Source organism: Pedobacter sp. UBA4863 (assembly GCF_002399615.1).
GTDB lineage: Bacteria > Bacteroidota > Bacteroidia > Sphingobacteriales > Sphingobacteriaceae > Pedobacter.
This window is the reverse complement of sequence record NZ_DHDZ01000015.1, coordinates 64640-79269: the sequence shown is the minus strand read 5'-3', so window position 1 is coordinate 79269 and position 14630 is coordinate 64640. Positions and strand designations below refer to the sequence as shown.

Genomic DNA, 14630 nt, shown 5'->3' with positions numbered 1-14630 from the left:
GAAATACCTAAAAAGATTGTTTCGCAAAGCTCGCAATGACGAACTATTTTATTCTGTGCATCTGTGGCGTAAAAACCCTATTCACAACATGAAAACAACTTTAATAATGTGTATTTTTGCCCTAAGTTTTGGAACATTATACGCCAGCAGTGCTACAGAGCCCATTAAACAAACTATTTTAGCAGATAGCGTTAAAATAGATCCTATTTGTAAAATGAAGGTAAAACAACCGGCCAATTACAAAAGCACCTACAAAAAACAAGAATATTGGTTTTGTGCCAAAGGCTGTAAAGTAAAATTTGATAAAAACCCAGTAAAATATTTAAAAAACAACTAATGAAAAAGATTGTAAGATATACCCTAGTTGCCAGTTTAATAGCGCTTGGCACCTCGTGTAAACAAGAGAAAAAACTACCTATTTATGGTGATCGTGAAGCAAAAATAATTAAAGATGCCAGTGGTAACGAGAAAATTGACACCATCTATAAAACCATCCCCAACTTTAAGTTCTTAAACCAAGATAGTATTGAGATTACGCAAAATACCTTTAAGAACAAGGTTTATGTGGCCGATTTCTTTTTTACCTCGTGCAGCACTATTTGCCCTACCATGCACCGTCACATGAAAACGATTTACGAAAAGTTTAAATCGAATCCTGAGGTAATGTTCTTATCTCATACTATTGATTTTAAATACGACAAACCTTCGGTACTGAAAAAATATGCACAAAAACTAGGGGTCGATGTTCCGCAGTGGCAATTTGTTTGGGGCAACAAAGAAGAAGTTTATAAAATTGCCGAAAAAGACTATTTAGTTGCCGTACAAGAAGATAATACCGCAACAGATGGTTATATACACCAAGGTTGGTTAGTTTTAATAGACAAGCACAAACGCATTAGAGGTGCCTATGATGGCACTAAACCAGAAGAGGTTGAAAAGCTGAAAAACGACATCAGTATTTTATTGGCAGAAAAAGAATAACAAAATTTGAACCTTAGAAGCCAAAAGCAATAAATCAAACAAATGACTCTAAAAAAGATAGTGCTCTATTCCCTGTTTTTGGGCGCCATTGCCATGGTTATTCACGCCTGCCAAAGCGCTAGCGAAATAGAACTGGCTAAATATCATAGCAATGGTAAAGATATTTACAAAACGAAATGTCAAAACTGCCACGGTGAAAATGGCGAAGGTTTAGGAGAGTTAACACCACCACTAACGGATACTATTTTCTTGCAGCAAAATAAACAAAAGCTAGCCTGCTATATTAAAAATGGCGTAAACGAACCCATGGAAATTAATGGTAAAATTTACCACGAAAAGATGGCAGGCTTTAAAGATATGCACGATATTGACATTGCGCAGGTCATTGTTTATATCACCAATTCATTTGAAAATAAACAAGGCATGTACACTTATGAGCAAGTGGCTAACGATTTAAAAAACTGCAAATAAGACAACTTACACGCTAAAATTTCAACTATAATCCCCATGAGCGGGCAACAATGTCAGCTCATGGATTTATTTTGAATTGAAATTAAACAAGCCCTATTATATATAGCCGGCGCTAAAATAGCTACAAAAAAAAACGAGAAACCTGGTTTTAAACAAACCAAATCTCTCGTCTATTAAATATCAAAATTTAAAAATTTTTCACAATCTGTTCATCTAATGGCTTTATCGCCGAGCGGTAACGATGTATCAATTCCCCTTTTTCGTTAATTAAAAACTTTTCAAAATTCCATTTAATATCTCCTGTAAAATCTGGATTAGCTTGAGTAGTTAGGTATTGAAATAATGGGGAAATTTCTTCGCCTTTAACTTCGCTTTTCTCTGCAATTAAAAAAGTAGTGGCAAATTTGCTAGTGCAAAATTCTTTAATCTCGGTGTTGGTGCCAAATTCCTGTCCGCCAAAATTGGCAGAAGGAAATCCAATAAGCACCACATTTTTGCCATATTGCTGATGTAATTTTTCTAAATCTTCGTACTGTTTAGTATAGCCACATTTAGAAGCTGTATTTACAATCAGCATCTTTTTTCCTTTAAATTTAGCAAGCTTTATTTCTTTCCCATCTAAGGTTTTAAAAGAAAAATCGTAAACGGTTTTCGGTGGGTTTGGAGCTACAAATAAGCCCAACAATATCAATAATGTATTCATCATAGCTTTAATATTTATACTTTAACGAATATACGAAGAAAAGCATTCTTTTGCCGCTGTAATTATCATAAAAAAACATTTATTTATCATTTTATGCCAAGCCAACAGTAATCAAATTCATTTTAAGTAGATTCGCAGGTATCCACCTGCTCGTTTATGAAATCCGAACAATCCATCCTTCCAGATTTACAATTGTTACTTAGCCCAAAAGACAAAGAAACAGACAGTAACATTATATGCTCGCTAACAGACCGTAAAGGGAACATTCTATATGTTAACGATAAATTCTGCAAAATTTCGGGCTATCAAAAAAATGAACTCATAGGTTCAAATCATAACATCATCAATTCTGGGCTACATTCTAAAGATTTTTTTAAAGAAATGTGGCGTACCGTTGGCAACGGAAACATTTGGCAAGGCGAAATTAGAAACAAAACTAAGAACGGCGATTTTTATTGGGTAGATACCATCATTTTCCCAGTTCATAACAGCACGCTATCAACCAAACAATATTTTTCGGTAAGAACACTTATTAACGAGAAAAAGAAAGCAGAACTAGAAAGAACCAAAAGAATAGAAGAACTACAATCGCTTTTATTTAAGGTCTCTCATGGTTTGCGTCAACCTATTACTCAATTAATGGGCATTACCGAGTTATTGGGCTTAGCTACCGAAGAAGAAATAACAAACCTTGAAGAGATTGTGCAATTCATGAATGTTTCTACCAAAATGCTAGATAGTTACACCAGAGAACTTAGCCAACACATTGAGCATATTGCCAAACACGAGCAACACATTAAAAACAAGGAGAAATAGCAAAGTGTAGCTGTTCCATTTCCATCATTTCTCTTTCTTTCCATCTATATAATAATTTGTTTCTTTATTGCGTATCGTGATAATTCTGCATTTTTATGTAAGTTTGAATGTCGATGAAATTAATAAGCTATATACGTTGCAAATTAATAGTTGGGCTTAGCTGTTGCCTACTGTTGCTGGCTTGCGATAAATCTGAGAATATGCCTATGCCGGATATGAATTCTGGCTACTTCCCTTTAAAATTAAATAGTGAAGTAATTTACGATGTAGACTCTACAGTGTATAGCGATTTTAATAATTCGACTACAAACTTCACTTTTCAGTTAAAAGATATAGTTACCAATAAATTTACCGATATACAGGGCGACGAAGCTTATCGTATAGAACGCTATAAGAAAACAGCTACCCAAGATTGGTTTTTCCAAAAGGTAATTACCAGAAAAATAACCAAAAACAGGGCCGAAGAATTTATAGACAATAAACGCTATGTAAGGTTGGTTTTCCCTACCACTTTACAGGCTACTTGGAACGGCAATTTATACAACGATTTGGGCGAATGGCGACACGAGGTAAAAGAGCTGGATGTTCCCTTAACTATTGGTGGTAACCAATTAGACTCTACTATTTCCATCAATCAGTACCAAGAAATAAATTTAATTAGGGAAGACATTTACGATGAAACCTACGCAAAAAACATTGGCTTGGTAATTAAAAAAGTAAAAGCCATCGATAAAAATATCAGCACAGGAAAAATCATCAGAGGTTTTTCTTATAAAATGCAACTATCAAGCTGGAAGTAAATCAGTTTCCAACTCAAAATTTTTAGTTTTCTGCTATAAAAACGATAGCTAGCAAACGGACAACGAAACACTACTAAAACCCTGTTTTTCTAAAAAAAACTCGTTCAATTTTGATATTGGCAGTTTTTATAGTTTTATTTGCACAAAAACCTAGTTAATGGCAAAAAATTTATTGATAGTAGAGTCGCCCGCAAAAGCGAAAACCATAGAAGGATATTTAGGAAAAGATTTTTTAGTAAAATCTAGCTATGGCCACATTCGCGATTTGGTAAAGGGCGATATGGGCATAGATGTAAACAATGATTTTTCGCAAACTTATGAGGTGCCTGCCGACAAGAAGCAGGTAGTATCAGAATTAAAAAAATTAGCCAAGGGAGCCGAAACGGTATGGCTAGCATCCGATGAAGACCGTGAAGGAGAAGCCATTTCTTGGCATTTATTTGAAACTTTAGGCTTAAAGAAAGAAAACACCAAACGTATTGTTTTTCACGAGATTACTAAACCGGCTATATTAAAAGCTATAGAAACGCCACGAGGTATCGATTATAATTTAGTATATGCACAACAAGCCCGTAGGGTTTTAGACCGTTTGGTAGGTTTTGAGCTTTCTCCTGTACTTTGGAAAAAGATAAAACCCTCTTTATCTGCTGGCCGGGTACAGTCTGTTGCGGTACGTTTAATTGTTGATAGAGAACGTGAAGTAAATAAGTTTAATGCTACCGCGGCTTTTAAAATTACCGCCCAATTTACCACCGGCAAAGGCAAAGAAACTGTAAAAGCAGAATTGCCACAGCGTTTTGAAAAAGCAGAAGAAGCAGAAAAATTTCTTCAAGATTGTATAGGCGCCAACTTTAAGGTAAATAACTTAGAAGTTAAACCTGCTAAAAGAAATCCGGCAGCACCATTTACAACATCTACCCTACAACAAGAAGCCTCTAGGAAATTAGGTTATTCGGTAGCGAGAACCATGCAAATTGCACAAAGGCTATACGAGAATGGTAAAATTACCTATATGCGTACCGATTCTGTAAACTTATCGGAAACTGCCATTGCTGCTGCTGCCGCCGAAATTAAATCGGCGTACGGCAACCAATACCACCAACCAAGAGTTTACAAAACAAAATCTGCAGGTGCACAAGAGGCTCACGAAGCCATCCGCCCTACTTATTTCGATAGACATACTACCGACGGCGATAGTGCCGAGAAGCGCCTATATGAGTTGATTTGGAAACGTGCCATTGCATCGCAAATGAGTGAGGCTGTTTTCGAGAAAACGACCGTAGATATTGGCGTAAGTAGCAGAAAAGAAGTTTTCGGTGCAGAAGGCGAAGTGTTAAAGTTTGATGGTTTCTTGAAAGTATATTTAGAATCTACCGATGATGAAGATGACGAAAACGAGAACAACTTGTTACCTCCTTTATCGGTGGGGCAGGCACTTTCGTTAAAAGAAATGGTGGCAACAGAGCGATTCTCTCGCCCACCGGCACGCTATACGGAGGCTAGTTTGGTGAAAAAACTAGAAGAACTTGGCATTGGCCGACCTTCTACTTATGCCCCAACTATTTCTACCATACAAAATAGAGGTTACGTAGTTAAAGAAGATCGAGACGGAAAGAAAAGAGATTTCCTTGCTTTTTCATTAATTAGTGATAAAATAAGCAAGCAACATAAAACCGAAATTACGGGAGCTGAAAAATCGAAGCTTTTCCCTACTGATATTGGCGAAGTGGTAAATGACTTTTTAGTTGAACACTTTAAAGGTATTGTAGATTTTAATTTCACCGCCAAAGTAGAAAAGCAATTTGATGAGATTGCACAAGGTTTACAAGAGTGGACAAAAATGCTTCATTCGTTCTACCAACCTTTTCATAACGAAGTAGAAACCACCATAGAAACAGCTGATAGAGCTACCGGGGAACGTTTATTAGGCACAGATCCAGAAACCGGAAAAAATGTTTATACCAAAGTTGGTCGCTTTGGGCCTTTGGTTCAAATTGGCGAAATTAGCGATAACGAAGAAGATAAACCACGTTATGCCAGCTTAACTAAAACCCAATCGGTAGGTACCATTACCCTACAAGAAGCTTTAGATTTATTTAAACTGCCTTTCCAACTAGAAAATTATAAAGACAAAGAAGTTGCTGTAGGTTTGGGACGTTTTGGTCCTTATGTAAAATGGGGCGATACCTTTATTTCCATTCCTAAAAACGTTGATCCTTTAACTATAGATTACGATAGGGCCACTGCCCTTATCGATGAAAAAATAGACGCCGATGCGCCAGTAGCACATTTCCAAAACTTGCCGGTAACTAAAGGTACGGGGCGTTTTGGCCCTTTCATTAAATGGAATGATTTGTTTATCAACGTACCAAAGGCCTATAACTTCGATCATCTTTCGCAGAACGATATAAAGGAATTAATTGAAAAAAAGATCGAGAAAGAGAACAATCGCTATATTCAGCAGTGGGAAAGTGAGAAAATTGCTATTGAAAACGGTCGTTGGGGGCCATTTATCCGTTTCGGAAAAGAAATGCTTAAATTAAAGAACAACCCTAAAACCAAAGCAAAATATACCGCAGAAGAATTAGCAGAAATTTCTTTAGAAGATGTTAAGAAATTAATTCTGGAACAATTGCCAAAGGCTTTTGATGTCAAGAAAAAAGCACCTGCAAAAAAGGCTACAGCGAAGAAGAAATAATTTAGAACAAAGCGTAAAGAATAAGGAATAAAGACTGAGACTATTAATCTCTCCACGTCTTGTTCTTTGTTCTTTTATCCTTGCCCCGATGAAAAAAGACTTACCTGAAAATATAGTAGAGGATATTGCTGTTGCTGTAGTTTTAATGGGCGAAACACCCGAAGTAAAAAACTGGACAGTTTATCTCATTAATTTAAAGAAAGAAGCGATTACCAACGTGCTCATTACCTCCAAAGGTTATGGCGAAAAAGATGGCAAGCAAGTAAAAACATCATTACTAAGACATTCTATGGGCGATTTAGCTGCCCAGAGCTATGCGGGTATAGAAGCTATAGATCCTGCGGTTTTTGGATTGACAAATGAATACTGGCTAAGCTATTACATTGGCAATACCATTTACGATAAGAAATTTCTTTTTCTTCCAGAAAGTATTGTAGATGCTAACTTGATTAAAATACCCCTACTGAACAAACCGGGGATAATGATTAAATAATAGCTACTTCTCTATTAATGAGTAAAGGAAAAGTGTTATAAATCGTTATGCTCAATCCAATTTAACCTGCTCACATCGTAACCTGCCTTTGTGGCAATGGCTAAATACGCCTCTTTTGTTTCATCCGGAATGGTAGTTTTCCTACTTAAAATCCATAAATAATCTAAACTTTCTCCAGCAACCAAAGCATACTTGTAATCCTTATCTATGGCTATCACATTATAGCCAGAGTAAAAAGGGCCAAAAAAGGAAACCTTTAATTTCGCTTCATTTTTATCTCCAACAAATTTTGCTTTGCCAATACTATTTTTCCATGTTATTTTTTCAAAATCATAACCCTTATTATCTACTTTAACAGAGCCATCCTTATTTAAAGAATAAGTTGCCGTTACATTATTTAATCCTTCTTCGTGTTTAAAATCTATCCTGGCAATTTCGTACCATTTACCTAAATATTTATTTAAAAAGAAGGGTTTAACAGCAACAGCATTTGGCGGAATTGTGGTTTTACACGAGTTTAAGGTCATTAAAGTTATCACGCTTAATATAGCACTGGCTACTAATATTTTTTTTGTTCTCATTGTCGTAAGTTTTTCAACTATTAACTTTAAGAGAGGATAAAATGTTTTAATTTTAATTTAAAAAACACTTAATCAATAACTTAACCACAAAATAACCCAACATTTGTATTACTATCTGAAAACGTTAAAAACATTAACAAGCAACAAATTGTACAAAAAACTATACATTTAACAAAAAACAATATATTCGCATCAGAAAATATACAACCCACTTATGGCAAAACTGTTAATTATTGACGACGAAAGAGCGATAAGAAGTACGCTTAGAGAAATACTAGAGTATGAAAACTATGAAGTTGATGACGTTGACAACGGTATCGATGGATTAGAGATGATTAAGAAAAACGATTACGACCTGGTACTTTGCGACATTAAGATGAACAAGATGGACGGTATGGAAGTACTGGAAACATCATTGGGCATTAAGCCAGATTTGCCTTTCATCATGATTTCGGGACATGGTACTGTAGAAACCGCTGTAGAAGCCAGCAAAAAAGGCGCCTTCGATTTCATTTCTAAACCACCTGATCTAAATCGCCTACTCATTACCGTACGCAATGGTTTAGACCGCGGCTCTTTAGTTACCGAAACCAAGGTACTAAAACGTAAGGTTAGCAAAACCCGCGATATTCTAGGCAATTCTGACACTATCGGAAAAATTAAAGAAACCATAGACAGGGTTGCCCCTACCGAAGCTAGGGTATTAATTACTGGAGCCAATGGTAGCGGTAAAGAATTAGTGGCAAGGTGGTTGCACGAAAAGTCTAGTCGTTCCTACGGACAACTAATTGAAGTAAACTGTGCAGCAATCCCATCAGAATTGATAGAAAGTGAATTGTTTGGACACGAGAAAGGCTCCTTTACCTCTGCTGTAAAGCAAAGAATTGGAAAATTTGAATTGGCTAATGGCGGTACCTTGTTTTTAGATGAGATTGGCGACATGAGCCTCTCGGCACAGGCAAAAGTGTTGCGTGCTTTGCAAGAACATAAAATTACCCGTGTAGGTGGTGAAAAAGAGATTGATGTAAACGTGCGAATAGTAGCCGCAACCAATAAAGATCTCCTAAAAGAAATTGAAGATGGTAATTTTAGGATGGACTTGTACCACCGCTTAAATGTAATTAATATCCATGTACCACATTTAACCGAACGTACAGACGACATTCCGGTAATTGCACAAAGCTTTTTAGAAGAAATTTGTGGCGAATACGGCATGCCTATAAAGAAAATTACCGATGGTGCCATGGAAGCCTTAAAAAGGTTACCTTGGACGGGTAACGTTCGTGAATTGCGCAACATGATTGAGCGTTTAATTATTTTGAGCGACAAGACCATTACCGAACAAGACGTAGTGGTATTTGCCAACCCAGCAGGAGGCACCAATGTAGGCGCTGCTAGTGCTCAACAAAGTAGCAACGGTAATAATGGAGGTAGCTTTAACTATGACGGCTTTAGCAATTTCCAAGAATACAAAGACTTTGCTGAAAAAGAATATATTAAGTTTAAGTTAGAGAAAAATAACTGGAACGTATCTAAAACAGCTGACGATATTGACATACAACGAAGCCATTTATACAGTAAAATTGAAAAATTTGGACTGAAAAGGGCTGAATAACAAAACAGGGCTTCATTGTGAAGCCCTGTTTTGTTTAACCGACAGCTTAATGCCATCATTTATTTAATTGGAGTAGCCTTTGTTACCGAAAAAACATATTTCCCCAAATCATAGCCCTTAAAGTCGGCTACAGCAATTAGCTTAACATCTTTACGGCTACCTTGACGATACATCATTGCATCAAGATGATATTTACCGTCTATTGTTACTTTTTGTGCTATTTCTGGGGGTAAAATACCATCTATATTAATTTGAATATAGTTTAACAACGAGCCTTTTACACGGGTGTTGTCATTATATCCGGCAAATGTTCCTATTTTAAAATTTTGTCCGTTAAGGGTAGTGTCTCTTAATTCTTTTAATTGCAAAGGCATCCCCTTTAAAAAATCTTGTTCGTTGCTCCAGCGCTTTACTTCGTGCTGAAATTTGTCGGTAATTTCTTCATTCACATGGTCCCCATCGGTCCACTCTGGGTATTTTGCAATAAAATCGGTTACTTTTTGCTCTATAAAAATATTTGACGCAACTGACTTTTCTTTGCTTTGATTATTAGTACAAGACAAGCAAACTACAGCTACAAAAAAAATAAATAATCTTTTCATATTCGAAGTTTTTAATTCTGACGATAAAGAAAGTGAGTTTTAGCGTAAAAATGATACTTTACCTGTAAAAGGGTTGATACAAGACATTTCCTTTTTACTTATTCTCTAAAAAACTATTCGAAGAAAAAATGCTAAACCAAAACGGTTTAGCATTTCCAAACATTTTTAATTGTTTGTTATTTAATTTTAAGGGACTTCACTCCTAATTCTGTTACCGTTCCATCTAAATCTACTTGTTCTAATTTCACATAAACCACTTCTTTTTCTTGTGTTTCTGCTTCGATTTTGTCTTTAGCACAAGCAACTAAAAAACATACACCTAAAAGAAGCATAACCATTTTCATCCATTTATTTCTTTGACGAGGAATAAGCAACAAGCCTAACAAACCTAAACCAGCGTACAAAGTATTTTCTATTGGAAAAGAAACGTGATAATCGCCTGGGGTTGCTCTGGCATCAACCTGCTTTACTTTACTGAATGTTTTACCATCGTAAGAAGTAGAGACCATGAAATGACTATTGTTAGTTTCTGCAGAAGTTTTCCAAGATAGGTTTATCATGTCGTCAACTTTGGTTGCTTTTAAATCAGAAAAAGTTACTGGCAGTGCAGTATTTGGTGCAAAACGTGTAACCCTGTGCCAACTATAATCGGTTACCCACAAATATTCGTTTACGGCAATATTAGAAGTATCAAAAAGTCTATTAGCTGCGTAACCATTTGAGCCATGTATAGGATAATTATCATCTAACAAATTGTAACCAATAACATTTATAGCGTTAGCATTGGCATTATTTGTAATTGTATTCGTGTTATAAATGTTTACCTTACTACCAGTATAAGACTGAGTAGCGGCAACGTACAACCTATCCCCATTATCTGTTGCTATACCTGTTAGGTTAACAAAATTATTTGCATTATTGTCGTTGCCAGTTGAGTTCTTGTAACTCGTTCTGCCCATGGTTACACTTGGTGTAGAAGAATCAGTAAAACTGAGACCATCATCAAATTTTAAGACCCTAAAGTTAAGTGCATCTGCAATCCACAATGCGTTGTTTTTATCTATTGAAACCTGAACTGGTTTATTTAATCTAACTTTACTTGATGGGGTATCATAATGTCCATATACAGGATTATTAGCTGCTACAGCACCAATGTAAGCAATAGGTTGTTTCGTACCGCTAGATGTTAAGTCTCTTACATTATACCTAGCAACAATATGATTTGTTGCATCAGCTATTACCAACACTCCAGATTTGACAAATACGCTACCTTTAAAGTTGGTGTATTCTGCAAGACTCGCATCGTATTTTTTTAATTTAAAAGTTGCAGTAGCTGTACTAGAACTAGTTAACGAAGACGCGTTGGTATATTTATACAAATCGTCGCCATAGCTACCATTTGTTGCCACCCATAAATTATCGTCCTCATCAACAAAAACTGAATTAACAACACCTCTTTCTGGCAAAATTATTTTATCTACAACTGCTAGTTTGGTATTATTTAGATTGGTATAATCTTCGTATATATACAATGCGCTTTTACTATTTACCGTTGTTACCGTACCAATAATTACCTTTTTATTGTTTTTGGTAAACGCAACACTTACTGGCCTAACTAGGTTATCATTACTAGCATTACCTATAGTCATTGTAGTAAAACTATCTTGACCATAAACGGCATCGGCCGCTTGGTTGTTTACCCATTGGGCTAAGGAAGAGTTAACTCCTATTATACAAAGAGCAAGTATGCCTAGGTATTTCGTAAATTTTGTTCTCATATTTTTATTAATTACACATTATTTTTGATGCAAATAAAAAAGATATAACAACCCGATATTTACGAATTAAACAAAACACCTACCTACTTTTACCAAAGTATAGTTTTACTTTATTAAAAAACAAAAAAGCCTACCGATTTGCATCGATAGGCTTTAATTTAATATTAAATTTATGCTTATAAAGCAGCTAGGCTATCTTTAATAATCGTAATTTTCGATTCGGCATCAGCTTGTTTATTACGCTCGTTATCAATAATTTCTGGTTTTGCATTTTGCACAAAACGCTCGTTACTCAATTTAGCGTTTACAGATTTCAAGAAACCTTCTAAATACACTAACTCTTTCGTTAAACGTTCTTTTTCTGCTGCTGCATCCACATTTTCTGCTAATGGAATAAAAAATTCGTCTTTGCCTACCATAAATGCAGCTGCACCAACAACTTTATCGGTTACAAAATGAGTTTCGCTTACGTTTGCTAATTTTGTCACCACATTTAGCCAAGCTTTATAATTAGCCCCAGAGTTTGCGATGATGTTTAAAGCCAAAGCTTCTTTTGGAGAGATTTGACGGGTATTTCTTACGTTTCTAATTTCAGACACCAATCCTTTTACCAGTTCTGCTTCTTTTAACAAATTCTCGTTTACCTCACCTACTACCGGATAATCTGCTACAATACAGCAATCCATTTCGGTACGTTTACCAAACAATTCATCGTGGTAAAGCTCTTCGGTAATGAAAGGCATAAACGGATGCAGCAATTTCAAGATTTGTTCAAAGAAATTCACTGTAGCTATTTTTGTTTCCGCGTCAATAGGATGTTGATAGGCCGGTTTTACCATTTCTAGGTACCAAGCACAAAAATCGTCCCATACCAATTTATAGGTAGCCATTAAAGCCTCAGATAAACGGTATTGCTTAAAGTTATGTTCAATTTCAATTAAAGCTTCGTTAAAACGACTTTCGAACCAAGCAACAGCCTGCTCGTTAGGGTTAACTAAACTCGCATCAACTTCCCAACCTTTTACCAAACGGAAGGCATTCCAAATCTTAGAAGCAAAATTTCTTCCTTGTTCGCAATAGGCTTCATCAAACATTAAGTCGTTCCCAGCAGGCGATGACATCAACATTCCTACCCTAACGCCATCGGCTCCGTACTTATCTATTAAACCAATTGGATCTGGAGAGTTACCTAACGATTTAGACATTTTACGGCCCAATTTATCGCGAACGATACCTGTTAGATAAACGTTGGTAAAAGGTTTTTTGCCCGTAAACTCCCGACCAGCCATGATCATACGTGCTACCCAGAAAAATAAAATTTCTGGCGCAGTTACTAAATCGTTGGTTGGGTAATAATAATTGAAATCTTTATTATTTGGATCTTTAAAACCATCGAAAACAGAAATTGGCCATAACCAAGATGAAAACCAGGTATCCATTACATCTTCGTCCTGTTTCAGATCAGAAGGTTTAAGGTCTAAGGGTTTAGTATCTAAGGTTTGCGCCTCCGCAAATGCCTCCTCCTGCGTTTTTGCTATTATATAAGTTCCATCAGGTAAATACCAAGCCGGAATACGCTGTCCCCACCATAACTGACGAGAAATATTCCAATCGCGAACATTCTCCATCCAATGACGGTAAGTATTCTCAAATTTATTAGGAATTAAGTTTACTTCGCCATTCACCACATCGTCTAAAGCTGGTTGCGCAAATTCTTTCATTTTTACAAACCACTGTAACGATACTTTAGGTTCAATAACCGCATCGGTACGTTCAGAAAAACCTACTTGCGATTTATAATCTTCTACCTTCTCCAAATTACCAGCTTCTTCGAGCATTTTGGCAATTTTCTTACGAGCAACAAAACGGTCTTCGCCAACTAAAATCTCCGCTTTTTCGTTCAGTTTAGCATCGTCGTCTAAAATATCTAAGAAAGGTGTAAGGTTATATTTCAACCCTAGTTCGTAGTCATTGGTATCATGAGCAGGCGTTACTTTTAAGCAACCTGTTCCAAACTCCATATCTACATACTCATCCGTCATCACCTCTATTTCGCGACCAATTAATGGAATACGTACCTTTTTACCTACCAAGTGTTTAAAACGCTCGTCGTTCGGGTTCACGAAAATTGCCGCATCGGCCATAATCGTTTCTGGGCGAGTAGTTGCAATAGTAACATACTCAGCGGTTGGATGTCCAACCCCAGAAATATCTTCGTCAGTAGCCACAAAATATTTGATGTAATACAACTTCGAGTTTATTTCCTTACGGATTACCTCTTCATCAGAAATAGATGTTTTACCCTGCGGATCCCAATTTACCATACGATAACCACGGTAAATCAATCCTTTTTTGTACAAATGGATAAAACTATCAATTACGGCATCAGAAAGATCTTCTTCCATCGTAAAACGAGTTCTGTCCCAATCGCAGCTAGCACCCAGTTTCTTTAACTGCTCCAAGATAATTCCACCGTACTTCTCTTTCCATTCCCAAGCATATTTTAAAAACTCCTCACGAGAAAGGTCCTTTTTGTTGATGCCTTGTTCCTTTAACATGGCCACCACCTTTGCTTCGGTAGCAATAGAAGCGTGGTCGGTACCGGGTACCCAACAAGCATTTTTGCCCTGCATACGAGCCTTACGGATCAATACATCCTGAATGGTATTGTTAAGCATGTGCCCCATATGCAATACTCCTGTTACGTTTGGAGGTGGAATTACAATTGTATAAGGTTCACGTTCATCAGGCTCTGAGTGGAAAAAACGCTTTTCCAACCAATAGCTGTACCATTTATCTTCAGTTTCTTGCGGATTGTATTTTGTAGCTATGCTCATTAATTATTATTGAAAATTTAGTGCAAAAATACGTTTTTTGGTGCAGACTTTAAAGCTAGTTATAAGGGTTAAATCATTTCGAGCACACTGTTGGTACAAAAAACTATTACCCTCCTGCTACACTGAAGAAATCTAGCTATATAGGTAAGGAAGAAGTTTAAAAAATCACTATTAATTGATTGGACCCAATTATAAAACTAAAGCATTATGCCTTTAAAAAAACAAAGCGCTTGGAGCCCATTGCCTATCAATTTG

The 14630-nt window shown here is 36.3% G+C and carries 13 protein-coding genes; 8 read left to right on the top strand and 5 right to left on the bottom strand.

Annotated features, from left to right (window positions below; translation table 11 throughout):
- Positions 1-88: 88 nt before the first annotated feature.
- Genes B3I52_RS02160 through B3I52_RS02150 form a run of 3 tightly spaced genes read left to right on the top strand, consistent with a single transcriptional unit; the run spans position 89 to position 1452 of the window.
- Positions 89-337, top strand: coding sequence for a YHS domain-containing protein (locus B3I52_RS02160; RefSeq protein ID WP_293298115.1), 249 nt, complete (start codon positions 89-91; stop codon positions 335-337).
- Positions 337-981, top strand: a complete 645-nt coding sequence (locus tag B3I52_RS02155; protein ID WP_293298113.1) for an SCO family protein — start codon at positions 337-339, stop codon at positions 979-981. The genes B3I52_RS02160 and B3I52_RS02155 overlap by 1 nt, the downstream gene beginning before the upstream one ends.
- A gap of 42 nt (positions 982-1023) precedes the next feature.
- A complete protein-coding gene (locus B3I52_RS02150; protein ID WP_293298111.1) occupies positions 1024-1452 on the top strand; it encodes a c-type cytochrome in 429 nt (142 codons plus the stop codon).
- A gap of 187 nt (positions 1453-1639) precedes the next feature.
- On the opposite strand, the gene B3I52_RS02145 is transcribed toward B3I52_RS02150, so the two are convergent.
- Positions 1640-2155 carry a glutathione peroxidase gene (locus B3I52_RS02145; RefSeq protein ID WP_293298355.1) on the bottom strand — a complete coding sequence of 172 codons (516 nt, stop codon included), beginning with the start codon at positions 2153-2155 and terminating at the stop codon, positions 1640-1642.
- A 156-nt stretch (positions 2156-2311) separates the two neighbouring features.
- On the opposite strand from B3I52_RS02145, the gene B3I52_RS02140 reads away from it, so the two are divergent.
- From B3I52_RS02140 to B3I52_RS02125, 4 genes are all read left to right on the top strand, one after another.
- Entirely contained in the window at positions 2312-2971 is a 660-nt protein-coding gene (locus B3I52_RS02140) for a PAS domain-containing protein (protein ID WP_293298109.1), read from the top strand.
- A 215-nt stretch (positions 2972-3186) separates the two neighbouring features.
- The gene (locus tag B3I52_RS02135; RefSeq protein WP_293298107.1) at positions 3187-3771 is read left to right on the top strand and encodes a hypothetical protein; all 585 of its coding nucleotides are present in this window, start codon (positions 3187-3189) and stop codon (positions 3769-3771) included.
- Between the two features lie 157 nt (positions 3772-3928).
- Positions 3929-6469 (top strand): type I DNA topoisomerase, encoded by a 2541-nt coding sequence (topA, locus tag B3I52_RS02130; protein WP_293298106.1) that lies wholly within the window; start codon positions 3929-3931, stop codon positions 6467-6469.
- Between the two features lie 88 nt (positions 6470-6557).
- Positions 6558-6962 carry a hypothetical protein gene (locus B3I52_RS02125; RefSeq protein WP_293298104.1) on the top strand — a complete coding sequence of 135 codons (405 nt, stop codon included), beginning with the start codon at positions 6558-6560 and terminating at the stop codon, positions 6960-6962.
- Positions 6963-6997: 35 nt separating this feature from the next.
- Here B3I52_RS02125 and B3I52_RS02120 read toward each other — a convergent pair whose 3' ends face one another.
- On the bottom strand, positions 6998-7543 hold the full coding sequence (locus tag B3I52_RS02120; RefSeq protein ID WP_293298102.1) for a lipocalin family protein: 546 nt from the start codon (positions 7541-7543) through the stop codon (positions 6998-7000).
- A gap of 214 nt (positions 7544-7757) precedes the next feature.
- On the opposite strand from B3I52_RS02120, the gene B3I52_RS02115 reads away from it, so the two are divergent.
- Complete coding sequence (locus B3I52_RS02115; RefSeq protein ID WP_293298100.1) at positions 7758-9158, top strand: sigma-54-dependent transcriptional regulator; 1401 nt, start codon at positions 7758-7760, stop codon at positions 9156-9158.
- 59 nt (positions 9159-9217) lie between these two features.
- Here the strand turns inward: B3I52_RS02115 and B3I52_RS02110 are convergent, their stop codons facing one another.
- The 3 genes from B3I52_RS02110 to B3I52_RS02100 form a co-directional block, all read right to left on the bottom strand.
- The gene (locus B3I52_RS02110; protein ID WP_293298098.1) at positions 9218-9760 is read right to left on the bottom strand and encodes a hypothetical protein; all 543 of its coding nucleotides are present in this window, start codon (positions 9758-9760) and stop codon (positions 9218-9220) included.
- A 176-nt stretch (positions 9761-9936) separates the two neighbouring features.
- Entirely contained in the window at positions 9937-11538 is a 1602-nt protein-coding gene (locus B3I52_RS02105; RefSeq protein ID WP_293298096.1) for a two-component regulator propeller domain-containing protein, read from the bottom strand.
- Between the two features lie 176 nt (positions 11539-11714).
- The gene (locus B3I52_RS02100; RefSeq protein WP_293298094.1) at positions 11715-14375 is read right to left on the bottom strand and encodes a valine--tRNA ligase; all 2661 of its coding nucleotides are present in this window, start codon (positions 14373-14375) and stop codon (positions 11715-11717) included.
- Between the last annotated feature and the right edge of the window lie 255 nt (positions 14376-14630).

What these genes read in the sequence shown, in the direction of transcription:
- topA (WP_293298106.1), top strand. Translation starts at nt 3,929, where the DNA reads ATGGCAAAAAATTTATTGATAGTAGAGTCGCCCGCAAAAGCGAAAACC.
- B3I52_RS02155 (WP_293298113.1), top strand. Translation starts at nt 337, where the DNA reads ATGAAAAAGATTGTAAGATATACCCTAGTTGCCAGTTTAATAGCGCTT.
- B3I52_RS02160 (WP_293298115.1), top strand. Translation starts at nt 89, where the DNA reads ATGAAAACAACTTTAATAATGTGTATTTTTGCCCTAAGTTTTGGAACA.
- B3I52_RS02140 (WP_293298109.1), top strand. Translation starts at nt 2,312, where the DNA reads ATGAAATCCGAACAATCCATCCTTCCAGATTTACAATTGTTACTTAGC.
- B3I52_RS02145 (WP_293298355.1), bottom strand. Translation starts at nt 2,155, where the DNA reads ATGAATACATTATTGATATTGTTGGGCTTATTTGTAGCTCCAAACCCA.
- B3I52_RS02110 (WP_293298098.1), bottom strand. Translation starts at nt 9,760, where the DNA reads ATGAAAAGATTATTTATTTTTTTTGTAGCTGTAGTTTGCTTGTCTTGT.
- B3I52_RS02100 (WP_293298094.1), bottom strand. Translation starts at nt 14,375, where the DNA reads ATGAGCATAGCTACAAAATACAATCCGCAAGAAACTGAAGATAAATGG.
- B3I52_RS02150 (WP_293298111.1), top strand. Translation starts at nt 1,024, where the DNA reads ATGACTCTAAAAAAGATAGTGCTCTATTCCCTGTTTTTGGGCGCCATT.
- B3I52_RS02135 (WP_293298107.1), top strand. Translation starts at nt 3,187, where the DNA reads ATGAATTCTGGCTACTTCCCTTTAAAATTAAATAGTGAAGTAATTTAC.
- B3I52_RS02120 (WP_293298102.1), bottom strand. Translation starts at nt 7,543, where the DNA reads ATGAGAACAAAAAAAATATTAGTAGCCAGTGCTATATTAAGCGTGATA.
- B3I52_RS02115 (WP_293298100.1), top strand. Translation starts at nt 7,758, where the DNA reads ATGGCAAAACTGTTAATTATTGACGACGAAAGAGCGATAAGAAGTACG.
- B3I52_RS02125 (WP_293298104.1), top strand. Translation starts at nt 6,558, where the DNA reads ATGAAAAAAGACTTACCTGAAAATATAGTAGAGGATATTGCTGTTGCT.
- B3I52_RS02105 (WP_293298096.1), bottom strand. Translation starts at nt 11,538, where the DNA reads ATGAGAACAAAATTTACGAAATACCTAGGCATACTTGCTCTTTGTATA.